Origin of the sequence: Agrobacterium sp. MA01, from assembly GCF_009650195.1 — a bacterium.
Lineage (GTDB): Bacteria > Pseudomonadota > Alphaproteobacteria > Rhizobiales > Rhizobiaceae > Allorhizobium.
On the sequence record NZ_CP045854.1, the window covers coordinates 2,547,106 to 2,572,313 of the forward strand.

The 25,208-nt window shown below is 63.5% G+C and carries 22 protein-coding genes; 11 read left to right on the plus strand and 11 right to left on the minus strand.

Translation table 11 applies throughout. The features are described from left to right. Positions 1-208: 208 nt before the first annotated feature. The 3 genes from GH983_RS12410 to GH983_RS12420 all read right to left on the minus strand — a co-directional run bounded on the left by GH983_RS12410 (position 209) and on the right by GH983_RS12420 (position 6,382). Positions 209-2,131 carry a methyl-accepting chemotaxis protein gene (locus GH983_RS12410; RefSeq protein WP_153762528.1) on the minus strand — a complete coding sequence of 641 codons (1,923 nt, stop codon included), beginning with the start codon at positions 2,129-2,131 and terminating at the stop codon, positions 209-211. 197 nt (positions 2,132-2,328) lie between these two features. Further along, positions 2,329-4,251: a methyl-accepting chemotaxis protein gene (locus GH983_RS12415; RefSeq protein WP_153762529.1), complete on the minus strand. Its 1,923-nt coding sequence runs from the start codon at positions 4,249-4,251 to the stop codon at positions 2,329-2,331. 262 nt (positions 4,252-4,513) lie between these two features. Next, entirely contained in the window at positions 4,514-6,382 is a 1,869-nt protein-coding gene (locus tag GH983_RS12420; RefSeq protein ID WP_153762530.1) for an ABC transporter ATP-binding protein, read from the minus strand. Positions 6,383-6,748: 366 nt separating this feature from the next. On the opposite strand from GH983_RS12420, the gene GH983_RS12425 reads away from it, so the two are divergent. Together GH983_RS12425 and GH983_RS12430 are read left to right on the plus strand one after the other, a co-directional pair. Then, a complete protein-coding gene (locus tag GH983_RS12425) occupies positions 6,749-7,207 on the plus strand; it encodes a tRNA (cytidine(34)-2'-O)-methyltransferase (RefSeq protein ID WP_069043681.1) in 459 nt (152 codons plus the stop codon). Positions 7,208-7,360: 153 nt separating this feature from the next. After that, positions 7,361-8,674 (plus strand): cell envelope biogenesis protein OmpA, encoded by a 1,314-nt coding sequence (locus GH983_RS12430; RefSeq protein ID WP_153762531.1) that lies wholly within the window; start codon positions 7,361-7,363, stop codon positions 8,672-8,674. Between the two features lie 80 nt (positions 8,675-8,754). Here GH983_RS12430 and GH983_RS12435 read toward each other — a convergent pair whose 3' ends face one another. Together GH983_RS12435 and GH983_RS12440 are read right to left on the minus strand one after the other, a co-directional pair. Beyond that, complete coding sequence (locus GH983_RS12435; RefSeq protein ID WP_153762532.1) at positions 8,755-9,708, minus strand: flagellar hook associated protein; 954 nt, start codon at positions 9,706-9,708, stop codon at positions 8,755-8,757. 160 nt (positions 9,709-9,868) lie between these two features. Further along, complete coding sequence (locus GH983_RS12440) at positions 9,869-10,129, minus strand: hypothetical protein (RefSeq protein ID WP_054151479.1); 261 nt, start codon at positions 10,127-10,129, stop codon at positions 9,869-9,871. 139 nt (positions 10,130-10,268) lie between these two features. Here GH983_RS12440 and hemF point away from each other — a divergent pair, with 139 nt between their 5' ends. The 3 genes from hemF to GH983_RS12455 all read left to right on the plus strand — a co-directional run bounded on the left by hemF (position 10,269) and on the right by GH983_RS12455 (position 11,946). Then, positions 10,269-11,183, plus strand: a complete 915-nt coding sequence (hemF, locus tag GH983_RS12445) for an oxygen-dependent coproporphyrinogen oxidase (RefSeq protein WP_069043678.1) — start codon at positions 10,269-10,271, stop codon at positions 11,181-11,183. Between the two features lie 171 nt (positions 11,184-11,354). Beyond that, a complete protein-coding gene (locus tag GH983_RS12450; protein ID WP_054151477.1) occupies positions 11,355-11,630 on the plus strand; it encodes a hypothetical protein in 276 nt (91 codons plus the stop codon). A 127-nt stretch (positions 11,631-11,757) separates the two neighbouring features. Beyond that, positions 11,758-11,946, plus strand: a complete 189-nt coding sequence (locus GH983_RS12455; RefSeq protein WP_054151476.1) for a DUF1059 domain-containing protein — start codon at positions 11,758-11,760, stop codon at positions 11,944-11,946. A 75-nt stretch (positions 11,947-12,021) separates the two neighbouring features. Here GH983_RS12455 and GH983_RS12460 read toward each other — a convergent pair whose 3' ends face one another. The 4 genes from GH983_RS12460 to GH983_RS12475 form a co-directional block, all read right to left on the minus strand. Further along, entirely contained in the window at positions 12,022-12,510 is a 489-nt protein-coding gene (locus GH983_RS12460; RefSeq protein WP_153762533.1) for a fasciclin domain-containing protein, read from the minus strand. A gap of 175 nt (positions 12,511-12,685) precedes the next feature. After that, a complete protein-coding gene (locus GH983_RS12465; protein WP_153762534.1) occupies positions 12,686-13,942 on the minus strand; it encodes a CCA tRNA nucleotidyltransferase in 1,257 nt (418 codons plus the stop codon). Beyond that, on the minus strand, positions 13,939-14,571 hold the full coding sequence (locus GH983_RS12470) for a CoA pyrophosphatase (protein ID WP_153762535.1): 633 nt from the start codon (positions 14,569-14,571) through the stop codon (positions 13,939-13,941). The genes GH983_RS12465 and GH983_RS12470 overlap by 4 nt, the downstream gene beginning before the upstream one ends. Continuing rightward, positions 14,568-15,191 carry a DUF1285 domain-containing protein gene (locus GH983_RS12475; RefSeq protein ID WP_153762536.1) on the minus strand — a complete coding sequence of 208 codons (624 nt, stop codon included), beginning with the start codon at positions 15,189-15,191 and terminating at the stop codon, positions 14,568-14,570. Before GH983_RS12475 ends, GH983_RS12470 begins: the two co-directional genes overlap by 4 nt. A gap of 160 nt (positions 15,192-15,351) precedes the next feature. Between GH983_RS12475 and GH983_RS12480 the strand changes: the two genes are divergently transcribed. The 4 genes from GH983_RS12480 to GH983_RS12495 are packed head-to-tail and all read left to right on the plus strand — an operon-like array spanning position 15,352 to position 22,195. Continuing rightward, the gene (locus GH983_RS12480) at positions 15,352-16,365 is read left to right on the plus strand and encodes a MoxR family ATPase (RefSeq protein ID WP_069043673.1); all 1,014 of its coding nucleotides are present in this window, start codon (positions 15,352-15,354) and stop codon (positions 16,363-16,365) included. Between the two features lie 16 nt (positions 16,366-16,381). Then, the gene (locus GH983_RS12485) at positions 16,382-17,299 is read left to right on the plus strand and encodes a DUF58 domain-containing protein (RefSeq protein ID WP_054151470.1); all 918 of its coding nucleotides are present in this window, start codon (positions 16,382-16,384) and stop codon (positions 17,297-17,299) included. After that, a complete protein-coding gene (locus GH983_RS12490) occupies positions 17,299-20,121 on the plus strand; it encodes a DUF4159 domain-containing protein (protein ID WP_153762537.1) in 2,823 nt (940 codons plus the stop codon). The genes GH983_RS12485 and GH983_RS12490 overlap by 1 nt, the downstream gene beginning before the upstream one ends. 4 nt (positions 20,122-20,125) lie before the next feature. Further along, the gene (locus GH983_RS12495) at positions 20,126-22,195 is read left to right on the plus strand and encodes a hypothetical protein (protein ID WP_153762538.1); all 2,070 of its coding nucleotides are present in this window, start codon (positions 20,126-20,128) and stop codon (positions 22,193-22,195) included. 33 nt (positions 22,196-22,228) lie between these two features. On the opposite strand, the gene GH983_RS12500 is transcribed toward GH983_RS12495, so the two are convergent. After that, positions 22,229-22,741 carry a GNAT family N-acetyltransferase gene (locus tag GH983_RS12500; protein WP_153762539.1) on the minus strand — a complete coding sequence of 171 codons (513 nt, stop codon included), beginning with the start codon at positions 22,739-22,741 and terminating at the stop codon, positions 22,229-22,231. A gap of 199 nt (positions 22,742-22,940) precedes the next feature. On the opposite strand from GH983_RS12500, the gene GH983_RS12505 reads away from it, so the two are divergent. Both GH983_RS12505 and GH983_RS12510 read left to right on the plus strand, forming a co-directional pair. Next, positions 22,941-23,360 carry an N-acetyltransferase gene (locus tag GH983_RS12505; RefSeq protein WP_054151466.1) on the plus strand — a complete coding sequence of 140 codons (420 nt, stop codon included), beginning with the start codon at positions 22,941-22,943 and terminating at the stop codon, positions 23,358-23,360. A 206-nt stretch (positions 23,361-23,566) separates the two neighbouring features. Further along, positions 23,567-24,625 (plus strand): AI-2E family transporter, encoded by a 1,059-nt coding sequence (locus tag GH983_RS12510; protein WP_054151465.1) that lies wholly within the window; start codon positions 23,567-23,569, stop codon positions 24,623-24,625. Here the strand turns inward: GH983_RS12510 and GH983_RS12515 are convergent. Next, positions 24,610-25,167 (minus strand): GNAT family N-acetyltransferase, encoded by a 558-nt coding sequence (locus GH983_RS12515; protein WP_153762541.1) that lies wholly within the window; start codon positions 25,165-25,167, stop codon positions 24,610-24,612. The genes GH983_RS12510 and GH983_RS12515 overlap by 16 nt on opposite strands. Positions 25,168-25,208: the final 41 nt, after the last annotated feature.

The following is a 25,208-nucleotide window of genomic DNA, read 5'->3' on the forward strand; positions in this document are numbered from 1 at the left end:
CTCCTGAGTGGAACGCGAGGGCGCGCGTGAAGGTATCGGCCCGTCTGTTCGAAGTCACCGCATAGCGGCCTCGCCATCCCGCCGACAAGCCAATTCGGCAAATGAACCGATCAGCCAAATGAATGCCTGGGGGCGACCGCCTGCGACAAACGCAAAACGGGGCATCCCTGCCCCGTTTCTTGGCCTCCGGATCCGATATTCAGGGATCTCAGAACTCCGACCACTCCACTGCAACAGCGGCATTGCCCTTGAAGGCACTGGCAAGCTTACGACCGAGGGCGCGCGCCGGTGAGGCCTGCGGCTGGCTTGCGCCTGGCGCCGGAGCAATCCGCGGGGCGGCCATGCGCTGAGCCTCCTGGCCAAGGCGGAACTGACCGAGCAACTGCATCAGCGACGTCGCCTGCTGCGCCAGGCCATGGCAGGCGGAGGTCGACTGCTCAACCATGGACGCATTCTTCTGCGTACCCTGATCCATCTGGTTTACGGCCGCGTTGATCTCGGCCAGACCGGTCGACTGCTCGCGCGCAGACGTGACGATCGCGGCGACGTTCTGGTTGATCTCCTGCACCTGCCGGACGATGGCTTCGAGCGCCTGACCGGTCTCACCGACCAGCGTGACCCCGCTCCTGACCTGCTCGCCGGACGCCGTGATAAGTCCCTTGATTTCCTTCGCCGCATGGGCCGAACGCTGGGCGAGTTCACGCACTTCCTGGGCAACGACGGCAAAGCCCTTGCCGGCGTCTCCGGCACGCGCGGCTTCGACACCCGCGTTCAGCGCCAGAAGATTGGTCTGGAACGCAATCTCGTCGATCACACCGATGATGTTGGAGATTTCGCTCGACGACTTTTCGATCGCATGCATCGCATCCACCGCGCGACGCACGACTTCGCCCGAACGCTCGGCGCCGACCCGTGTCCGCGATACGAGCGCCCCAGCCTCCTCGGCCCGCACGGCACTGTCCTTGACCGCAGTCGTCACCTGCTCGAGCGCTGCTGCCGTTTCTTCGACGGAAGCTGCCTGCTGCTCGGTGCGCTTGGACAGGTCGTCGGCTGCTGCCAGCATTTCGCTCGCACCGGCGTCGATTGCCTGGGCATTCTCGCCGACGGCGCGCATGGCATCGCGGAGCCGTTCGACGGAGTGGTTGAAGTTCACACGCAGCGGATCGAGGTGATCGGCAAAGCGTTCGCCGATTTCAACCGCGAGGTCACCATCGGAAAGATTCTGCAGTCCACCGGCCAGACGATCGACGGCAAACTGCACCTCAGCCGCTTCGCGCGCCTTCTGTGCTTCGCGCGTCTGGCGCTCCGTTTCGCTCATCGAACGGTTCTCCTGGGCCTGGCGCTCCAGGGCCGCACGCTCGATCGCATTGTCGCGGAAGACGGAAACGGCTGCCGCCATCTCACCGATCTCGTCCCGACGATTCGCGAAAGGAACCTCCGCTTCGGTGTCGCCGCCGGCAAGCGTCCGCATCGAACCGGTAATCGCGGAGATGGGGCGCGCAACCCGCAGGATCGACACGACCGCTGCACCGAGCGCCATCAGCGCGGCCAGCACGAAGGCCGCCAGCGACAGGCGCATGGCAAGCGTCGCAGACGCATCGGCATCCTGACGAACCTGCACGCCGGCAGCCCGGTTGATGTCCTTGATTTCCCCCAGGCTCTGTTCCGCGGCGCTGCCGAGCGGCACCATCTGGGCCAGCGTGTCCTTCGCCTGATAGAGCTTCGAGGCCATGGCCTGTTCGACGAAGCTCTGGCCCAGGCCATTGAACTGGACGACGGTCGCCTTGAAACTGTCAAAACGCTGCCGGGCATCGGGGAGAACGATCGCGGCGTCAAACTCGGCGATCGCGGCATCCAGCCGCGTGCGCGCGGCTGCGAGATCCTCGACCAGCGTCTTCTTGTCGGCCGAGGTGGCGGCCGTCAGGATCATCAGGTTGAGACGGCGAACGTCGCCGAGGACGGAATCGATCTCGGCAATCATCATGGACCGATCGAGGCGCCCGCCCAGCGCTTCCATCTGACCACTCATGTCGGTCACGGAGCGGACGGCAATTGCACCCTGCCCGAGCGACACGATCACCATCAGACCGAAGAGAAGCGGCAGCAGAAGTTTGATCTTGAGATTTTTCACGACTGAAATCCTGGATTGAAACGGAATGAGACGACCGGGAAAAAATGCCGGCAGACTTCCATGCCAATCCGAATTCTAACAAAGCCTTACGCGCCGAAGGGCAGTTCTCGCCTCATCCACAATCCAGTGCGCAAGCACCGACAAAAAAAAGAGGGGCATGTCTGCCCCTCTTCTTCGCATCCTCTGGAATGCAGTGCTTAGAACTCGGACCACTCTGCCGCCACCGCCGTGTTGCCCTTGAAGGCATTGGCGATCTTGCGGCCCAGTGCCCGTGCGGGCGAAGGCTGCGGCTGGGCGGCCGGCGTTGCCGGGGCGACCCGCGGCGATGCCTGATAGCCGCTCTCGCCCGTCTTGAACTGCGCCATCAGCTGTATCAACTGACCGGCCTGCTGAGCCAGACCATGGCTTGCAGCCGTGGACTGCTCCACCATGGCGGCGTTCTTCTGCGTGCCCTGGTCCATCTGATTGACGGCCATGTTGATTTCCTGGAGGCCGGTCGACTGCTCGCGGGTGGAGGTGACGATCGCCAGAACATTTTGGTTGATCTCCTGCACCTCGCGCACGATGGTCTCCAGCGCCCTGCCGGTTTCATCCACGAGGCTGACACCATTGCGGACCTGTTCGCCAGACGTGGTGATCAGGGCCTTGATCTCCTTCGCCGCATTGGCCGAACGCTGCGCAAGCTCACGCACTTCCTGGGCAACGACCGCGAAGCCCTTGCCGGCTTCACCAGCGCGAGCCGCTTCGACGCCGGCATTCAGCGCCAGAAGGTTGGTCTGGAACGCGATGTCGTCGATCACGCCGATGATGTTCGAGATTTCCGAAGAGGATTTCTCGATTGCCTGCATCGCAGCAACCGCACGGCGCACGACCTCGCCCGAATGCTCGGCCCCTTCCCGCGTGCGGCTGACCAGCTGACCGGCCTCGTCGGCACGCACAGCGCTGTCCTTGACGGCAGTCGTCACCTGCTCGAGTGCTGCCGCCGTCTCTTCGACGGAGGCTGCCTGCTGCTCGGTCCGCTTCGACAGATCGTCGGCGGCAGCCAGCATCTCGTTGGCGCCGGCATCGATCGTCCGGGCATTTTCGCTGACGGCGCGCATTGCGTCCTTCAGGCGGGAGACGGACTGGTTGAAATTCAAACGCAGCGGATCGAGATGATCGGCAAAGCGCTCGTTGATCTGCGCGACGAGATCACCATCCGACAGACGCTTCAGACCGGAGGCAAGCTGGTCGACGGCAAACTGCACTTCGGCCGCTTCGCGAGCCTTCTGGGCTTCGCGGGCCTGTCGTTCGGTTTCTCTGAGCGAACGGTTTTCTTCCGCCTGACGCTCGAGCGCGGCACGCTCGATGGCATTGTCGCGGAACACGCTGACCGCAGCCGCCATCTCGCCGATTTCATCCTGACGACCGGCAAACGGGATCTCGGTCTGTGTGTCGCCGGAAGCAAGCGTGCGCATCGAACCGGTAATGGCCGAGATCGGACGAACGATCCGAGCAAAGCTGAAGAAGGCGGCACCGGCGGCAATCAGCGCGCTGATCAGAACGGCGGTGATCGTCGTGTTGATGGCGGTCGTGGAGACATCGTCGGCAGTCGCGATCGCCGCGTCGCTGAGTTGTATATTCGCCTTGATCGTCTCGTCCATGAGCTGAACAAGCGAGCGCGCATTCGTTGCCATGGCACCGTTGAACACGGCCTTGGCCGCAGCCTCACTGCCCGTGCGCTTCAATTCGACCATCTGCAAGGCAAGGCGATCATATTCTGCGAGCGCTGCCTTCATGCTGTCAAAACGTGCCCGGGTTGCAGGCATGGTGATCATCGGCTCATAGGCGGCGAATGCCGCATCGCGTTCCGCAAGCGCCGTCTGAGTGGCAGACACGACCGAATCCAGCTCTGCCGGTTCCGCATTCAACAGCATGGCGTAGTCTCGGCGCACCTCGGCGAAGGAGGCGTTCATGCGCGCGACGGCCAGCGTGCGCGGCAGGCGCTCACGGCCGATGACATCGACCTGCTCCTTGACGTTTCCGATGAAATTGATGGCCAGAATGCCCTGGCCAATGCCGAAGGTCAGCACCACGGCAAACAGCAACGGCAACGCGACTTTGATCTTGAGATTGGACATGAATGTCTCCGGGGGGAGGAAAAACACATTCCCAACCGGGCGTGGGAGGTCGCCAGGTGTAAGGACAAGACATCGTCCGGATAGGTCGGGATGAAATCGTTCTAGAATGCAACAAATGAATATTTTACTTAGATTGCAGACAACCTTTGATAGCGCCAAAAATGGGGAGTTTCCGAATAGCTGCAGCCAAAAAAAGGTCGGCGGCAGATTGCTCCGCCGCCGCCAGTGTTCCAGCAATCGTCTTGACCGCGCCTGCGGCGAGTTACTCGGCTGCCGTTTCCTGGACCTCGTTCGCCCCATCGGCCTGATCGGCGAGGAAACCACCGGACTGGCGGTTCCACAGATCGGCATAGATGCCGCCATTCGCCACCAGTTGCTGATGCGTTCCCTCTTCGACGATCCGGCCCTTGTCGAGCACGATCAGCCGGTCCATCTGCGTCAGCGTCGACAGCCGGTGCGCAATCGCGATCACCGTCTTGTCCTCGATAAGTTTGAACAGGCTTTCCTGGATCGCCGCCTCCACTTCTGAATCGAGCGCCGAGGTCGCCTCGTCAAGCACCAGGATCGGCGCATCCTTGAGGAACACGCGGGCGATCGCGATACGCTGCCGCTGGCCGCCCGAGAGTTTCACGCCGCGCTCACCGACATGCGCGTCGAGCCCCGTCCGCTCCTGCATGTCGGATAGCCCCTGGATGAACTCCCAGGCATTGGCCCGTTTCGCCGCTTCGATGATTTCGGCATCGGTGGCGTCGGGACGACCATAGGCGATGTTGTCGCGGATCGAGCGGTGCAGAAGCGACGTATCCTGGGTCACAACGCCGACGAGTGCCCGCAGACTGTCCTGACTGACATCAGAGATATCCTGGCCATCGACAAGGATCCTGCCCTTCTCCAGGTCGTAGAAACGCAGAAGCAGGTTCATCAGCGTCGTCTTGCCAGCACCGGAGCGCCCGACGAGACCGACCTTCTCGCCCGCCTTGATGGTCAGCGAGAAGTCCTCGATCACGCCCTTCTGCTTGCCATAGTGGAAGCGCACGCCGTCATAGACGATCTCGCCCTTCGGTGCGGCGAGCGCCTTGGCAGCCGGCTTGTCGACGATGTCGTGGGCCTTGGTCATCATGCCCATGCCGTCATAGACGGTGCCGATGTTTTCGAAGAGGGCTGCGACCTCCCACATGATCCACTGCGACATACCGTTGATGCGCATGGAAAGCCCGATGGCAACCGCAATCGCACCGACGGTCACCGTGCCGTTCAGCCAGAACCAGATGCCGAGTGCCGCCACGAAGAACTGGACGATGGCATTGTTGATATCGACGCAGATATTGAGCAGCGAAATCTGCCGCATCTGCCGATGTACCGTGCCGAGAAAGGCATCCATGCCCTCCTTGGCGTAGGTCTCTTCCCGGCCGGCATGCGAGAACAGCTTCACCGTCGCGATATTGGTATAGCTGTCGACGATACGGCCCGTCATCATCGAGCGGGCATCGGCCTGTTCGCTGGAGAGCTTGCGCAGCTTCGGAATGAAGTTGCGCAGGATCAGCGCGTAGATCGCCAGCCAGAGGACGAGCGGCACGCCGAGGCGCCAGTCGACGGACGCAACCAGCGCCAGCATCGAGACGAAGAAGGTCGTCGCATAGATGAAGACGTCGATGATCTTCATCACGCTTTCGCGGACAGACAGCGCCGTCTGCATCACCTTGGTCGAGACGCGACCGGCGAACTCGTTGGCAAAGAAGGTCATCGAGTGCCGGAGCAGAAAGCGGTGCATCTGCCAGCGCGCGATCATCGGGAAATTGCCAGCCAGCACCTGATGCATGGTGATCGTGTGCATCACACCGAGCACCGGCAGGCCGATCAGCAGCAGGCCCGCCATCCAGGCAAGCGTGCCGCCTTCCGTCTGCAGGAAGGTCGAACGTTCGGCCGTCGACAGCCAGTCAACGATATTGCCGAGGAACTGGTACAGGAACACTTCGGCGACCGCGATCAGGCCGGAGCACAGGCCGAGCAACGCCAGCCACCAGCCGGCGGGCTTGGTGTAGTGCCAGCAGAAGGCGACAAGGCCCTTGGGCGGCAGGACCGGGTCATCGGCCGGGTACGGATTCAGGCGGCTTTCGAACCACGAGAACATGAAACGTCTCCAGAAATGGCGCGCGCGACACCGGACGAAGGTGGCGCAAGGACGCGAATATTCAATGATTGGGGCCACTTATGGCCGCAGGATGAATCAGTTTGGGAAAAGAGGCGGAGGTGACGCCCTCAGGCGGCAACAGCCATAAATCGGGGATGGCGCGAAATACCGAATAGATCCATCGATGGCCCTCCCGCTTTAGTGTTGAAGTAGAGCTTCCTTCTATCGGCGGACAGGGGAATTTTCCAGCCGGCTTTCGCGGCGATCGAGACATTCGCCCGCAACTGTTGCACACCGATCACAGCCGGCAGTCAGCAAGACAGCGACCGCCTTGAGCGACGTGCCCCGATCGCATAAGACCGGCCCATGACCGACTTGCGCATCGCCCTTTACCAGCCAGACATTCCCGGCAACACCGGAACCATCCTCCGGCTCGCCGCCTGCCTCGGCATGAAGGTCGACATCATCGAGCCGGCCGGCTTCGTGCTCTCCGACAAGAACCTGAAGCGCGCAGGCATGGATTATCTCGCGAGCGTCGCCATGACCCGCCACGTCAACTGGGAGCGCTTCGACACCTGGCGGCTTTCGGAAGGACGCCGCCTCGTGCTCGCCTCGACCAAAGCCGCCCTGCCCTACACCGAATTCGATTACGTCGGAAACGACATCCTTCTCTTCGGGCGCGAAAGTGCCGGTGTCCCCGATCAGGTGCATGACCGGGCCGATCACCGGATCATTATCCCCATGATCGAGGGCCAGCGTTCGATCAATGTCGCGATGTCGGCGGCCATGATCACCGGGGAAGCGCTGCGCCAGACCGGCTTCTGACTCCGGATCGGCAGGAACCAGACATAGATCAAGGCGCCCACAGTCGCCCTCGCCTAGGATAGCGAGACGTTAGCGATGCGCCGCTTCAACGGCAATTGCTAATTCAACCGTGTCGCGCTATGCTGCATTGCAGCAAAATAGGGAGATGGAGTCATGTTCGAGACAGCATTCGCCCTGGGTCTCACCCAGTTCGCCCGATCCTTGAGCTTCCCCGAGCGCTTGAGCCAGCGCCCGGTCCGCAACGCCGCCCTGGAGCCCTGGCGTCTCCGCAATACGGGCATGGACGCGCTCTATTATGATGTTAAGGCCCTCACAGCCGACGAGACCTTCTACATCAGTGACAGCTTGGCCTCTGAAGGCCTGATCATGATCGTTCCGCCCACAGGCGCCGGGATGCTGACGCTCTGCGACAGCGTCGAGGAATTCCGCCTGCGCGGTGGGCGCGAGGTGCGCGCCATGGCAGTCGCCGGCATCGGCGGCTCGGCGATCGGTGCCGCCGCCTTCGCGCGCAACGTGGCCGACGCGATCGACGCCCCCGTGGCAGCCGTTGTGTCGGGCTACGGCCTTGGCGACATCGTCAACGAGGCCATCGGCGGCGCCTTCCTCTTCGGCTGGCTCGGTCATGTCAGAAGCAATCTCGAGGTGATCGACGACGTCGTCGGTCGGCCGAAGCTCGGTGCCTATGGCAAGCGTGACGAGGAAACCGACACCAATCGCCGCACCGGCCTCGATGCCGATACGGTATCGACCTTGCTTGCCGATCCCACGCTGTCCTTCACCCTGATCGCTGGCCATTCCCGCGGCAACCGCGTCATTGCCGACGCCCTCTACGCCTTGAAGGCCAGTGACCCGGGTCGGTTAGAGACGCTGGCCAACACCGCGCGGATCGTCACCTTCGGTGGCCGGATCAAGATGCCGGAAGCCTTCACCGAGGTCATCGACGTCGTCGGCGAACTCGACTGGTTCGGCGAACTCAATTCGCGCCCGAAGATTGCGACCGACATCAAGGTCTCCTTCTGCGGCCATTCGACCAACACCGACCTGCCGACGGCCTTGAAGGTCACCAAAATCATCAACGACATCCTGCGCGGTGAAGCGCCCGCTGCAGAAGCACCCGTTGAGGCGACAACCGCAACACCCGAGACGGTCGCAGCCAGCCTCGTCGAAGACACCGTCGCAGAACCGGTCACCATCCAAACAGAACCGGTCGAGCCGGAAGCCATTCCCGTGCTTGCCGCGGAGGCGCGACTTCCAGCCGTGGTCGACGTTGAACCACCAGTACCAGACGAGCCCTTGCCGGAGGCTTCGGCATCACCGGAGGCGGCAGATCCGACCGTCGATCCTATTGCGACAGCGGCCGCCCCGGAAAAGGACACGGACTTGCCGAAGAAGGCCGGAAAAGCCGCGACCCCCATCATGGTCCCGCTGCCGCGCGGCAAGGCAAGGCGTCCCCGCGCCAAGAGCTGAACGAGACCAGGTCAGCTGCCGAGAACAGCAAAAGGCCCGCTCAAAGCGGGCCTTTTCGATTCACAAACAGCAGCTTGAGCTCAGAGCTTCAACCACGACGTCATCGAAACATTCGCCATGTTGAGCGCGGAGGACTGCAATTGGTCCTGCACCTTCTCTGCTGTCAGCCGAACCCGCTGCTCGTTGAGTTCCGTATCGACCAGTCGGCTGACACCGAGTTCGGACATCCCCTGCAAGCCTTGCAGAAGCACGCCGCCGCCCGTCACCTGGCTGCGCGTCTTGCTCACCTCGGCACTGGCGCTCACCATATCGATCAAGACCCGATTGAGGGTCGAGATCATCCCGTCGATCTCGTCGCTGGTCGTGCCGCTATCGAGCCTGATCTCGCGGGCCCCGGCCTCTGCCGGTTCGCGCGATTGCGCATCCATCAGGTAGTAATTGTAAGGCACGCCGCCGAGGCTGGTGCCGGCATAGGCCCGCGTCAGCACCCCGTCGCGCGCCTCCTGGCGCGAGACGAGCGTCGACTTGGCAGTGTCGAAATCGACCATATTGATGGACAGGCCACCGTCATCGCCGGTGGTGACCGAGGCGAGGAGCGAGGCGACCTTGGGCCGCCCGCCGGCCTCAACCATCAGCCAGTTGTCGCCGTTGAATGTGCTGTCCTCAACGACGGCACCGAGATCGACCTTCATCTGCGAGATATCGGCATTGATCGCATTGCGATCGGCGCCGATAGCCTTGGCAAGCACGAGCTTCTGCTGGATGCGTGCGACGATATCCGTCGCCTGCTCCAGGCCGAGTGCAGCCGTATCGGAGACCGCGGCCGCAATCTCGTTCGCTTCCTGCACGCTGCCAGCCGACAGGCTGCCGGGCCGCATGGTGGTGGAAATCGACCAATAGCTCGATGCAGCCGCATCTACCTCGGCGACAGGCGCTGCCACCGCGCGCGGTGTTGCCCGGTCAAGGGCGGACGCGGCAGCGCTCGCCATCGAAGCCTGACTGGCAATGGATGGGTTGAACGAGGCTACAGTCATGGGAAAACCTTGTGTCGCATGTCATGTCGATCCGAAGCCGGCATCATTCCGGCTGTATAGGGATCACCCTAGCGACGAGGCTTTGTGATTGGCTTTCGAAGATTGTTAGAATTTTAGCGAATTGAGGTTTCGCCTTCGGATCGCACCTGAGCAGGGCGCGTCAGTCGGCCGAAGGCAGCCGGCGCATGGTGAACTCGATCTGGTCTTCGTCGAGCTGCCGCCAGCTTTCTACCTCGGTCCAGTAAGCCGCCTTCGGAAAGGCGTCGAACCACTCGCGCGCCTTGGCTCGGGCCTCTTCGCGGGTCAGACAATAGGTCTCGCGCACGAACTGCCCGCCCAGACGCCCGGCCGTTCCGGCGCGGTGATCGGCAATACGCTTCCTGAGACCTGTAAATGGCGGCGGGCCAGGTATCTTCGTCATGAAATCCCTCGCATGGACGAGAGATTAATCCACGCAAAACCGGAAGGCGAGTCGATTTTACGGGGACACCCCCGCCCCCATATGGCCGCCCGCGATTTCACCTGATATTCGTTTGCCTGAAGAAGTTGAGGGGGACGACATGGAGCGACCGGTTCTGCCGAAAGGCTTGCCCGAGGATATCGAGGAGAAGAAGGACGCCGCCCGCGCCTGGTTCGAAAGCCTGCGCGACACGATCTGCGCTTCTTTCGAGACGCTGGAAAACGAGCTCACCGGCCCGATGGCCGATCGCGAGCCGGGTCGTTTCCAGGCCAAGGACTGGCAGCGCGAAGAGGGCAAGGGCGGCGGCGGCCGCATGTCGATGATGTATGGCCGCGTCTTCGAGAAGGTCGGCGTGCACACCTCGACGGTACATGGCGAGTTTTCACCCGAGTTCCGCAAGCAGATGCCCGGCGCCGAGGAAGACCCGCGCTTCTGGGCTTCAGGCATTTCGCTGATCGCCCATCCCGTGAACCCGCATGTGCCGACGGTGCACATGAACACCCGCATGGTGGTCACATCGAGCCAGTGGTTCGGCGGCGGCGCCGACCTGACGCCGGTGCTCGACCGTCGGCGCAGCCAGGACGATCCGGACACTCGTTTGTTTCACCGCGCGATGGAAGTCACCTGCGAACGCCATCCCGCCGTCGCCGACTATCCCGCCTACAAGAAGTGGTGCGATGAATACTTCTTCCTGCCCCACCGCAACGAGGCGCGCGGCATCGGCGGCATCTTCTTCGACTGGCTGACGGCAGACGAGGACAAGGGCGGCTGGGCCGCCAACTTTGCTTTCGTCCAGGATGTCGGCCGCGCCTTCAATCTCGTCTATCCGAAGATCGTCCGGGGCAATTTCAACAATCCCTGGACGGACGAGGACCGCGAGGAACAGCTTGTCCGTCGCGGCCGCTATGTGGAGTTCAATCTGCTCTACGACCGCGGCACGATCTTCGGCCTGAAGACCGGCGGTAACGTCGAATCAATCCTCTCCTCGCTCCCGCCGCTCGTGCGATATCCCTGATCGCACGGGTTACCGCTGTCACGGTTATCCACACGTCAACTCACGAAAAAGAATGAGCGGTGATTCCCGCCGCTTACGACAAAGTGTGTCGCGAACTTGACAGTTTGCATTGCGCTCGCGCCGGACGGGAGGCATTCTGCGGCCTCACGCAGTATCGAGGAGGAGATTGCGATGACCCCATCCAGCTCAGTATCCGTATCCCGCGTCAGTGACCCCACCGATCGTGCGCTCAAGGCACCCGAATTGATCGATCGGCTGGCGGAGCAAATGCGTCAGTCGAGTGATGTCGACTTGCCCCATTCTTATTTCGTTGAGCAGGTGCGCCTCGGTCTGGCCGGCAAGGATCTCGCCGACCGGCTTGCCGCAAACGACATCGAGACTGGCAGCCATCGGGGCAAGCGCCAACCCGCGCGCTCCGTATTCCATGCCTGGGCCATGCCCGATTGATCAGTCCGAATCCACCGCGTCGATACCCTTGGCCCGCCTCGTGCGGGCCATTTTTTTTGCTATCCGCCGAACAATCGTGGCATTCTGCGGTTACGGCAGAGTTGAGACGACGAAGGAGGAGACGATCATGAAACGCTTCGAATGCGGAACTCTTGTCCCCGGCTGCGATTGGCACACGCGGGCCGACGAGGAGGCAGAAGTCGTAAGACGGGCCGTGGAACACCTGAAGGTCACCCATGGCGAGGAGATCATCCGTCCGTCCATGGTGGACCACATCAAGGAACGGATCCGCAACGACCAGTCCCAGACGGCCTGAAACCTCAGGCGACACGGCATGAACGGCAACGGAGCCCGACAGGCGGGCTCCGTGTCCAGGACGAACCTGCGTGTCTTAGCTGCTCGGCAGCATGACCTTGTCGATCACGTGAATGACGCCGTTATCAGTGCGTATGTCGGCGGATACGACGTTTGCGCCATCGACGGTCACGCCGGCGCCAGACTTCGACACGGCGAGCGTCCGGTCACCGCCGCTCTTGATCGTGCGGACATGGATGGTGCGGCCCGGCAGCATCGTCGAGGTCAGTTCACGACCGACGACGTGGTAGCTCAGGATCGCGGCCAGCTGATCCTTGTTTTCCGGCTTGAGCAGGTTTTCGACCGTACCGGCCGGAAGCGCTGCGAAAGCCTCGTCCGTCGGGGCAAAGACCGTGAGCGGACCGCCGCCCGAAAGCGCGTCAACGAGACCGGCAGCCTGAGCGGCGGCCAAAAGAGTTTTGAAGCTGCCCGCCTGCTGGGCGGTCTCGACAATGTTGGCGGAATTCGCCGAAGAAGCGGCAAAGGTCATGCCTGCGGCAAGAAATGCGACGGCAATGCGTGTCATGGAAATCCCTCCTATGAAAGGCCAGACCGACGTCATGTCGATCATCTGAAGCCGGGAGAGATACGCTCCAGGGATCGCCGCTGGATCGCGGACAAATGGACACTCTTTGTTGAGCGGGGCCTGATGAACCGAACCCGCTCTCGGGCGTATCATCCTACCTCGATGCGCCGAACTCTCAAGCTTTCGCCAGTGTCTCCAGCCGGGCCAGCAGATCTTCGCGGCTGAGATTGAACTGCGATGCGATCCAGCCTTCCTCGAGCTTGCCGAGAATTTCCCCGACCTTCGGCCCGGCAGGGATACCGGCGGCAAGCACGTCGGAGCCCTTGATCGGCAGCACCGGCCGCACAAAGCCCTCGGCACGCTTCAACAGCGAAAACAGCCGCGCACTCCGCGCCATCGCCTTCTGGTCCCCCTCTGCACGGGCCCGGGCGGAGGCAAGCTCGAGCTTCAGCATCGAGATCATGCCGTCCTTGCCGAAGCGGTAGAGATCGCGGTCGAAGGCGACGTCGGTCACCGTCTCCTGCGGCTTCGGCGCCCGTGCGAACCGGTCGAGCGCCAGCGCCTCGGCATTCGACAGCCGCAATCGCTCGGACAGCGTCACAAGCCGCGCCGCATCCTTCGGCACGATAGAGCAGAGACGAAGCAACGGATCAGGATCCCAGCCCAATGCCTGTTCGGCTGCGATCAGACCGGGGATCGCATCGATGCCCCATTTCTCCGTTTCAGGCAGGATTTCGGTCAGCACGCCCGATTGGCGCATCCAGAGGAGCGCCCGCCCCGGATCCCGCGCGGACAAGAGCTTCTTGATCTCGCTCCAGACGCGCTCGGCGGAGAGCGATTTCAGCTGGCTCCGCGCCCTAGCACAGGCCTTCAACCCGTCCGCATCGGGACGGCCGCTGCCGTAATGGGCGAAGAAGCGGAAGAAGCGCAGGACGCGCAGGTAGTCTTCTGCAATCCGCTGCTCGGCATCGCCGATGAAGCGCACTGTCTTCGTTTCGATGTCCTTCAGGCCGCCGACGAGATCGATCACCTCACCATCGACACCGACATAAAGCGCGTTGATCGTCAGGTCCCGCCGGTCGGCATCTTCCTGCCAACTCGCACCAAAGGCGACCTGGGCATGGCGACCATTGGTCTCGACGTCACGCCGGAGCGTCGTCACCTCATAACCTTTGCCATCGACAACAAGCGTCACCGTGCCGTGCTCGATCCCCGTCGGCACCGCCTTGATGCCTTTCGCCGCCGCCCGGCCGCCCACCTCTTCCGGCATCAGCGTCGTGGCAAGGTCGATATCGCCCACGGGCAAACCCATCAGGCTGTTGCGCACCGCGCCGCCGACCACCCGTGTCTCCGCGCCACCGCTGTTGAGCAGCGTCATCAGTTTCTTGAGGGCAGGCTCCTGGAACCAGTCGCGATCGGCCAGATTGGTCATGCATAGAGCCTTTCGTAAAGTGTCCGGATGATGCCGGCCGTAATGCCCCAGATATGCCGCTCCCGATAGGGCATCACGTAGAAATGTCTGACGGAGCCCTGCCACATCCGGCTGTCCTGCCGGTGATTGGATGGGTTCATCAGGAAGGAAAGTGGCACCTCGAAGACGCTGTCCACCTCGTCGGGATTGAGCGTCAATTCGAAGCCGGGTTGCACGACGGAAAGCACCGGCTGGATGCGGAAACCGGTTCCCGAGAGATATTGCGGCAGCCGCCCGACCGTCTCGACGAAACGACGGTCGAGGCCGATCTCTTCCTCCGCCTCGCGCAGCGCCGCTTCTTCCGGCGACGTGTCCGTCGCATCGATACCGCCGCCCGGAAAGGCGATCTGCCCGGCATGTTGCCGGAGCTTGCTGGTCCGCTGCGTCAGGATGATGCGCGCCTCGTCCGGATCGTCGATCACACCGATCAGCACCGCCGCGTCTTTCAGCTTCAACTGCTCGTATTGCAGGATGGTGTCCGGGTTCAGCGCATGGTCGCCATGGTCGCGCCAGGCATGCTCAAGCGGTGCACCCACCTGTTCCAGCGCCCGGCGACGGAAGTCCTCTGCGGTAAACGTCATTGATGTCATCGGGACAGGCGATCGAGTTCTTCGGCGGGCATGATCGGAAATACCGCGCCGCGAGAGCGCACGGCAAACATCGCCTTGCCCTCGATCTCCACCACCTCTCCCCGCTCGACGAGCTCATACATGACCGCTCGCGAGACAAGCGCCTCCAGACGGCCACGGACGGCCAGGTAAGGCTTGAGCTCGTGATTGTCGCCAACGATCTCGAAGCGCAGCGGATGCTCAGGCCCCGCCTCGACCACATCGCCGACATTGGTGCGGAATGTCAGCACCGACTCACCCGCCTCTTCCGTCACGCTCATCTCGACCGCGACGAAATGGGCGTCCTGAACACGAATACCGACCTTTTCCACAGGCGTGACGAGATAGGTCTTGCCGTACTCATCCTTGCGCAGAACCGTCGAAAACAGCCTGACGAGTGGCGCCCTACCGATCGGCGTGCCCATGTAGAACCAGGTCCCGTCAGCCCTGATTTCCATGTCGAGATCCCCACAGAACGGCGGTTCCCAGCGTTCCACCGGCGGTAGTGATGCCTTTCCGCCCGATGTTTGCGCTGACGCGCGCGAAATCAGCGCGGCGAGCCCCGCCGCATCTGTAGTCGCCTTCAGCGTATCGCCTGCCATCTTTGCGTCCCGGTTTTGTCTTTAGCTTATAACAGTCACGAGATAGTCATTCGAAACGTCCTTGTCAGCCGTCCTCTCGCCAATAAGTTAGTTTCAGTAACATGCACCTTACGCGTCCGTTCGATTCGCCGGACTCGGCCAAAACCAATTGGAGCAGACCATGGGCATGATGCCAAATCCCGATGTTGCAATGGACGAGAAAGCGATCGTCGCCGAGGCCGAGAAGGCGCTCGCAGATATCGCGGCGATCCGCCAGGAAGTGGCCAAGGTGATCTTCGGCCAGGAAAAGGTCGTCGAAAACACCCTCCTCGCCATTCTCTCCGGTGGCCATGCTCTTCTGGTCGGCGTTCCCGGTCTCGCCAAGACCAAGCTCGTGACGACGCTCGGCTCGGCCCTTGGCCTCGATGCCAACCGCATCCAGTTTACGCCCGACCTGATGCCCTCTGACATCATCGGCACGGAAGTCATGGACCAGGACGAGACGGGGCGTCGCTCCTTCCGCTTCGTCAAGGGTCCGGTCTTTGCCCAGCTGCTGATGGCCGATGAGATCAACCGCGCAAGCCCGCGAACTCAGTCCGCTCTTCTGCAGTCGATGCAGGAGTACCACGTCACCATCGCCGGCCAGCCCTATCAGCTGCCCGCCCCCTTCCACGTGCTTGCAACCCAGAACCCGCTGGAGCAGGAAGGCACCTACCCGCTGCCCGAAGCCCAGCTTGACCGCTTCCTGCTGCAGGTGGACGTTCTCTATCCGGAACTTGCCGCCGAACGGCAGATCCTGCTGGAGACGACAGGCGTCGGTGACCGCCGCGCCAGTGCAGTGATCAACAGCGCCCGCCTGCTGGAGATCCAGAAGCTGATCCGCCAGATGCCGGTCTCCGACACCGTGGTCGACGCCATTCTGACGCTCGTCCGCTCGGCACGTCCGGGCCACGGCAACGACACGACCGACAAGAACATCGCCTGGGGTCCGGGTCCCCGCGCCGGACAGGCCCTGATGCTCTGCGCCCGTGCCCGCGCCCTCTATGAAGGCCGCCTCGCCCCCTCCATCGACGACGTATACGCACTCGCCGAACCCGTGCTCGAACACCGCATGGCACTGACCTTTGCGGCGCGTGCCGAAGGCATGACCGTCCGCGACGTCATCGCGGGTCTCGTTTCCGACCTGCGCAAGTAAGGGAGGCCTTAACCGCGTGGCATCGATCGGCCAGATCGTCGAGCAGACAGCCGGCAGCGAAGTGCTGAAGCGCGCCCGCCAGCGCGCCGTGCTCGTGCCTGACTGCATGGTCGAGGCAAAGCGCATCGCCAATACCGTGATTGCCGGCTGGCATGGCCGCCGCAAGCGCGGCATCGGCGAAAACTTCTGGCAATTCCGCCCCTATGCAGATGGCGAGAGCTTCTCGCGCATCGATTGGCGCCGCTCTGCGCGCGACGACCACATGTATATCCGTGACCGCGAATGGGAAGCGGCCCACACGGTCTGGCTCTGGGCCGACATGTCGCCCTCAATGATGTACAAGTCGACGCTTGCCTCTGTTTCCAAGGAAAGCCGCGCGCTTGTGCTGATGCTGGCACTCGCCGAAATCCTCGCGCGCTCCGGCGAACGCATAGGTTGCCCTGGTATCATGGAGCCGATCTCCGCCCGCAACGCCGCCGAGCGTCTTGCGACCGCCATCATGCATGCGCCGCTGACCGAAGGCCTGCCCGACACCCGCATGATCCGCGGCGCAAGCGACATCGTGCTGATCGGCGACTTTCTCGACGATGCCGACCGGGTGATGGAGCGCATCACGCCGCTCGCCCGCCGCGGTCTTCGCGGCCACGTGCTCGAGGTCGCCGATCCGGCGGAAGAGACCTTCCCCTATACCGGCCGCACCGAGTTCACCGATCCCGAAACCGGCGAAAAGCTCACCTCCGGCCGCGCCGAGACCCTGCGCGAAGACTACCAGCAGGCCTATCTCGCTCGCCGAGGATCGATGTCGGATCAGCTCCGCCGCATGGGCTGGAGCTTCACCCACAACCGCACCGATCGCCTCGCCTCGGAGGCCCTCGTCGCTGTCCACATGCACCTGTCGGGCATGCCGCCCGCCGTCAACAGGAGTGCGGGCTGATGTTCGGCATCCCCCTGGCCTTCGGCGCTCCCGCCATTCTCGGTGCCTTGCTCGCGCTGCCACTGATCTGGTGGCTGCTGAAGCTCACGCCGCCGCGCCCCAAGGCGGAAGTTTTCCCGCCGCTGAAGATCCTTGCCGGCGTCTTGAAGCGCGAGGAAACGCCCTCGAAAAGCCCCTGGTGGCTGACGCTGCTGCGCATGCTGATGGCCGCGATCGTGATCTTCGCGCTGGCCGATCCGGTACTAAACCCGCGCAACGCCACCCTCTCCGGCGACGGTCCTCTACTGCTCGTTGTCGACAACGGCTGGGCAACCGTCGGCGACTGGGATCGCCGCGTCGAGACCGCGACCGCCCTGATCGGCGATGCCGCCGACCGCAGCCTGCCCGTCGCAATCGTCTTCACCGCCGATCCGACCCATGACGCGATCCCCGGCACCGCAGCCGTGGCGCTGGAGAAGCTCGCCGCCGCGACACCCCATCCGCAGCGCCCGGATCGTATCAGGACCATCGAAGCGCTCCGCACCACCTTCTCGTCGGAACGCCCCGGCACGCTCGCCTATGTCTCCGACGGCATCGCCCGCGACGCGGAAGATCCGTTCCTGTCGGATCTCGCCAGCCTCTCGCCCGCCGAATTCCGCATCGTCGAGGGCGATGGTGCAGCAAGCGTCGCAATCACCGTAGCAAACAACGGCTCGGATGCGCTCACCGTCACGCTCTCGCGCCTCAACGCCTCGGAACCTCGCAGCCTCATCATCGATGCTCAGGACCGCCAGGGTCGCATAATCGCCTCCGGTCAGGTCGATTTCGCCCCCGGCACGACGGAAGCGTCCGGCGAGATCGCAGCGCCCTTCGAACTGCGCAATGATTTCGCCCGCCTCTCGATCGCAGGCGTCGCCTCGGCCGGCGCCACCCACCTGCTCGACGACGGCTTCCGCCGCCGCAAGGTCGCGCTTGTTTCCGGCGACAGCGGTGACGGCTTCCAGCCGCTGCTCTCGCCGCTCTATTACATCGAACGCGCGCTTGGCCCCTATGCCGATGTGGTCAAGCCCGGCCAGACCGACCTTGCCGTCGCCATTCCGGAAATCCTCGCCCAGAACCCGTCTGCCCTCGTGCTTGCCGATGTCGGGCGCCTGCCCGCCGACGTCTATGATCCGCTGCAGGCCTGGATCAACCGTGGTGGCACGCTGATCCGCTTTGCCGGCCCCCGCCTTGCCGCCGCCCCCGCAGACGACCCACTCGTGCCGGTCATCCTGCGCCAGGGCGAACGCGCGCTCGGCGGCGCACTCTCCTGGGCCGAGCCGCAGCCGCTTGCCGACTTCCCGACCTTTGGCCCCTTTGCCGGCATGCCGCGCCCCGAGGGCATCCTCGTCAAGCGACAGGTGCTCGCCGAACCGACACCGGATCTCGCCGCCCGCACCTGGGCAAGCCTTGCCGACGGCACGCCGCTCGTCACCGTCGAGGACAACGGCGCCGGCCGCATCGTGCTCTTCCACGTCAGCGCCGAGGCTACCTGGTCGGATCTGCCGATTTCCGGCACCTTTGTCGACATGCTCCGCCGTATCGTCCAGCTCACTCGTGTCGGCGCAGCTGAGGCTCAGGCCGGCCAGGCGACCGCCCCGTCGCTTCCGCCCTTCCGTCTTCTGACCGAACGCGGCGCGCTCACCGCCGAGGCGGGCACCGCAAAGCCCCTGTCGCTCGGCCCGGACCGTCCAGAAGCCGCGACCCTCGACAATCCGCCGGGCCTCTACGGCACGGAAGACGGCTTCACGGCACTCAACCTCCTGCCATCGGATGCCACACTGCGCCCGCTCCCCTCGCCGGCAGGCCTCACCGTCGCCCGCGACCCGATGGCCGGCACGGCCGCCACCCCGCTGAAGCCCTCCCTGCTGACGCTCGCCTTCCTGCTTCTCGTCATCGACAGCCTGATCGTCCTCTTCATGGGCGGAGCCTTCTCCCGCATGCCGAAACGCGCACCGGCTGCTGCCGCCTCAATCCTGGCGCTTGCCGTCGCGCTCGCTGCGGCAACAATGCCCGGTCAGGCGCTTGCCCAGTCGACTGATGCCAAGCCCGGCGACGAGCAGATCCTTGAGCGGCTCGACAACACCCACCTCGCCTATGTCATCACCGGCGAAGCCGAGGTTGATCGCCTTTCCGAGCAGGGTCTCGCCGGCCTCACCGACTTCCTCACCTACCGCACGACGCTAGAGCCCGCCCCGCCCATAGGTGTCGACATTTCGAAGGACGAACTCTCCTTCTACCCGATCATCTTCTGGCCGATCTCGGCCTCCGCCCCTATGCCCTCTGCCGCTGCCATCAGCCGCATCGACGCCTATATGCGCGCCGGCGGCACCGTGCTCTTCGACACGCGTGACCAGGGCTCGACGCTCGGCAACGAGGTCGGGGCCTCTCCAAACGGCGAACGCCTGCAGGCGATCCTTGCCAATATCGACATCCCGCCGCTGGAGCCGGTTCCATCAGACCACGTGCTGACGCGCGCCTTCTATCTGCTGCAGGGCTTTCCCGGCCGCTACAGCGGCAGCCCGCTCTGGGTCGAGGCCCGCCAGGAAGCGCTCTCCAGCAACAGCGGCGTCGCCTCCTCCGGCGATGGCGTGAGCCCGATCATGATCACCGGCAACGATCTCATGGGCGCCTGGGCAATCGATGCCAATGGCGCAAGCGTGCTCCCTGTCGTCCCCGCCGATGAGATGCAGCGCGAAATGTCCTTCCGCTCCGGCGTCAACATCATGATGTATATGCTGACCGGCAACTACAAGGCAGACCAGGTCCACGTGCCTGCGCTGCTCGAACGACTGGGGCAGTGAGACCATGACGCTCGAATTCGCCCCCTTCATCCCCTGGATCGCCATCGCCACCCTTGCCGTGCTGGCCGTGGTGCTGTCCGTCCTCGGTTTCCTGCGCGGCGTACGCGGCACCGCCATCCGCCTGGCCGCTTCGATCGCCGTACTTGCAGCCCTTGCCAACCCGCTCCTCCTTCAGGAAGAGCGCGATCCGCTGACGACAGTCGTGCCCGTGATCGTTGACCGCAGCCAGAGCCAGCAGATCGCCGGCCGTGTCGAGCAGACCGATCAGGCACTGCAGGGCATCCGCGACCGCCTCGGGCGCTTCCCCAATATCGAGCCGCGCATCATCGAGGTCACCGATCCCGGCGACAGCGACGCCCCGTCCACCAAGCTCTTCGAAGCGCTGGCTGCGGCAACGACGGACGTTCCGCCGGCCCGTGTCGGCGGCGCAATCTTCGTCACCGACGGCCAGGTGCATGACATCCCCGCCGAAAACCAGGCGCTCCCGTTCGATGCTCCGGTGCATTCGCTGATCACCGGCAAGGCCGACGAGTTCGATCGCCGTATCGAAGTCCTCCGCGCTCCGCGCTTCGGAATCGTCGACGAGGAACAGGAACTGACCTTCCGCGTCTTCGACGACGGCGAAGCCTCGAACCAGCCCGCGGATGTTTCGGTCAAGATGAACGGCGAAGATTTGGGGGTCGTCCCGGCCGTTCCCGGCGCCGAGACCTCCTTTGCCTTCCGCGTGCCCCGTGGCGGCAACAATGTCCTCGAATTCTCCGTCGCCGCCACACCGGGCGAAGTCACTGACGTCAACAACCGCGCCATCCACCTGATCGAGGGCATCCGCCAGAACCTGCGCGTGCTGCTCGTGTCCGGCGAACCGCATGCAGGCGAGCGCGCCTGGCGCAACCTGTTGAAATCAGACGCCTCGGTCGACCTCGTCCATTTCACCATCCTGCGCCCGCCGGAAAAGCAAGACGGCACGCCGATCAACGAATTGTCGCTGATCGCCTTCCCGACCCGCGAACTCTTCGTCGAAAAGATCAATGATTTCGACCTGATCATCTTCGACCGCTACCAGCATCGCGGCGTGCTGCCGATCCTCTATTACGACTACATCGCCGAATATGTCAGGAATGGCGGCGCGCTGCTGATCGCCGCCGGCCCGGAACATGCCGGACAGGACTCGATCGCCCTCACACCGCTCGAGTCAGTGCTTCCGGCCACCCCGACCGGCGATGTCCATCAGGCCGGCTTCTATCCCCGCATCTCGGAGCAGGGCAAACGCCACCCCGTCACCCGTGGCCTCGATGGCTCCGCCGTGGAGCCGCCACAATGGGGCCGCTGGTTCCGCAGCGTCGATGTCGGCCGTACCGATGGCGAAACCGTCATGACGGGCGACGGCGACCGTCCCCTGCTCGTGCTCAACCGCGCCAATGAGGGCCGCGTCGCCATGCTGCTCTCCGATCAGGGCTGGCTCTGGGCCCGCGGCTTCGAAGGCGGCGGCCCGCATGTGTCGCTCTATCGCCGCATCGCCCACTGGCTGATGAAGGAGCCGGAGCTCGAGGAAGAGGCACTGAAGGCGCGCGCCACCGGTCGCACGCTGGAAGTGACCCGCCAGACCATCGGCGACGCCCCCGGCCCCGCGACGATCACCACGCCCTCAGGCGAAACGATTGCGTTGAACCTAAACGAGATCCAGCCCGGCCTCTATCGCGGCGAACGCCGCATGACCGAGACCGGCCTGTTCACCATCACCAATGGCGACTTCTCGAGCCTCGTCCATGTCGGCGCCGTTGACGCCCCCGAATTCCGCGCAATGATCTCCAGCACGGACACGCTGTCGCCGATCAGCGAGGAAACCCGCGGCCTGACCGCCCGCCTCGACGACGGCGACGCTTCCGTCCGCATCCCCGACATCCTGCCGGTGCGCGGCGAAGTCCGCGTCGCCGACGACCGCCGCATGCTGATCAAGCTGACGGACGAAACGGTGCTCAAGGGCGTCAACACAATGCCCCTGTTTGCCGGTTTTGCTGGCTTGGGGATCTTGCTGTTGGCAGTCTCGGCCATGTGGTGGCGCGAGGGGCGGTAGCACCACCCGCCCTCTGCTACTTGCTGACGCCGCCTAACCCTCTCTCTTTGGATAGTGCCGATACACCAGATCCTCTGGCGCGGGCCGAGCCGCTGTCCGGTCCAGCACGGCGCCGAGCCGCATGGCAAGGCTCCCTGACCTCACATTCTCAGGATCGACATAGCTGACGAGGCTCGGCAACTGCCGCACTTCTCTCGCCCAATGGAGCAGCGCTTCAGCCGCCTCATGGGCATAGCCCCTGCCTTCAAATTGAGGATATACGAACCATCCCAACTCGAACTCCGGGAACAGCGGCCCCGCATTGATCCCCACCTGTCCCACACAGGCACCGGTCGCCCGATCGTCGATCATCAGCGCCCCGCAACCAAACAGGTCCCATTGGGCATGGTCGCTGCAGAACATGCCCCAGGCTGCAGCATCCAGGAACGGGCCACCCATGAATTGCGCCCGTTCCGACGCCATCAGCTGCTTGTACGAAGGCCAGTCCTCCTTGCGCATGGCGCGTAGAACGAGGCGACCTGTTGTGAATGTCGGTATCGGATGCATCGGAATTCTCACTGCAAAATCGGTAGCTGGGCGGACCAGATCTAGCATATTCGACGGCGGACCAACGATGCATCGTCGACCAAGCCCCCTGAGGAAACAGGCACTTTGCGGCTGTGGTCACTCGGAATCCCCCCATGACCGATGTGGGCCAGCCGACCAGCACGTGGACAATGAAGCCAACGCAGCCTAACCTTCGCCCATGCCTCCATCACTCCCTCCCGCCGACACCGTCCCCGAAACCGCCCGCGACGCGATCCTCGCCAGCATCAAGGCCCACAACGAGACCCTGCTCGGCCCATCCGATAGGCGCGATCTCTTCATTCCGATTCAGGCAGACGACGGCTCCGTCGACGGTGGCCTCGTCGGCTATACCGGTCGCGGTTGGCTTTATGTGGAATTGCTCTCGGTCCCTGAGCGCCTGCGCGGTCAGGGCATGGCCGGCAGATTGTTGACACTCGCCGAAGAAGAGGCGAAGGCGCGCGGTTGCATCGGCGCTTATATCGACACGATCAACCCGGCTGCCTGCCGTGCCTATGAACGTGCCGGCTACCACGTCTTCGGCCGCATCGAGGATTTTGCCAAGGGCTATGATATCTGCTGGCTGATCAAGCGCTTCTGAGCTTCTGCTTCGCCCGATCGCCCATTGTTCGGATCACCGCCAGCACATGCGGGCCAAGAATGGATCGGAACATCGAGCCCTCCCCACTGTTCCCAGTCTAGGGTGCCGGCATGGCCCCAGCGACTTTTGGCGAACAAGGGGCAATTCACATGAACCGAACGGACAGAGCATCAGGCCGCAATCAAGCGCGGGATAGAGGCGTCTCGATGCGCGTCCTGTCACTCGGCGTCCTCGCAGCGGCGCTCATCCTTTTCCTGGTTCTTTTGCCCGCAACGCTGCTGATGATCTTTGCCGGGCTCCTGCTCGCCGTATTCTTTCGGGCTGGAGGGCTCTGGATTGCCCGGCATCTGTCGCTGCGCCCGGCATGGGGTGTGGCGATCTTCCTCCTGCTGATCGTCGGCGGCTTTGCAATTGGCGGCACGGTCGCAGCGCCCGCCGTATCGACGCAGATCGACGAGCTGTGGCGACAGCTCCCCGAAGCGGCACAGAGCCTTGCCGAGCGCATCGAGCAATATGCCTGGGGCCGCGAACTCCTCGATCGCATGGAGCAGACCGATCTCTGGTCCGGCGCGTTCGGCGGCGCCGCCACGCAGGCGCTTGGTTCCGCATTCGGCTATCTCGGCAACAGTGTCCTGCTGCTCTTTATCGCGCTCTATGGCGCGTTCGATCCCGGCACCTACAGAAGAGGCTTTCTGCGCCTGTTTGCGCCGTCGCTCCGTCCTGAGGCCGGCAACGTGATCGACGAGAGCATCGCGACGCTGCAGAGCTGGTTGTCGGCACAGTTGATATCGATGTCCGTCGTCGGCATTCTGACCGGTCTCGGTCTCTGGCTGATCGGCATACCGCTCGCCTTGGCGCTTGGCCTCATCGCCGGCTTGCTCGCCTTCATCCCGAATGTCGGCCCCATCCTCGCCGCGATCCCAGGCTTGCTGCTCGCCGTACCCGATGGGACAAATGCGGTGCTGATGGTGCTTGCCGTCTATATGTTCGTCCAGACACTGGAGAGTTACGTCGTCACGCCGATCGTGCAGAAGCAGAAAGTGTCTCTTCCTCCCGTCCTGGTGATCTCGTCGCAACTTGTCTTCGGAACGCTCTTCGGCCTGATTGGGCTCGCCATGGCAACACCGCTCACTGCCTTGCTGATGCAACTGGTGAACCGGGTCTACATTCGTGCCTGTCTCGAACGTGAGGTTGAAAGCGTCCACCCGATGCGCGAACGGCCGTGCCTTCCCTGGGAGCAGTCGCCGCGTCAGGCGGAGGCGTAGCGTTTCGAACCGTCGGCCGCATCCGCGGCCTCGACGGGACTTGCGTCCCGCCAGGCGATCACACCCTTCAAACGGTCATGCACGTCGCCCACCAAAGGCACGACCAGCACCCGGTTCGGATCGACTGGACCGGGAAAGTCGAGCGCCTGGTAGGCGACCTTCTCGAAGCCGAGCGGCATGTAATAGGGCGGATCACCAATCAGGATGACGCCTTCCGACCCCTTGCGCCGCGCCGCCTCGATGGCGATCCGCACGAGTTCGCGGCCAATGCCCCGGTTCTTGTGGGAAGGACGAACCGCAAGCGGCCCCAGCAGATGCCCCTTCACATCCCCGGCCAGAACCGGCGTCATGCGCACGGAGGCAATCGTCTCGCCATTATCCGCGCAGATGAAGGAAAGCGACCGGTCATGCGGCCCCTGCTCGCGGATGCGCGCTGCCGCACGGGTGTGCCGGCCGGGACCAAAAGCTTCTTCGTTGATGAGTTCAATGACAGCGTCGTGCGACGCATCCTCGGTGAGGTAGACAAGGCCGGAGTGAAACATGGATGACCGAAACCAATAGACAGACAGCGATAGGGTTCACG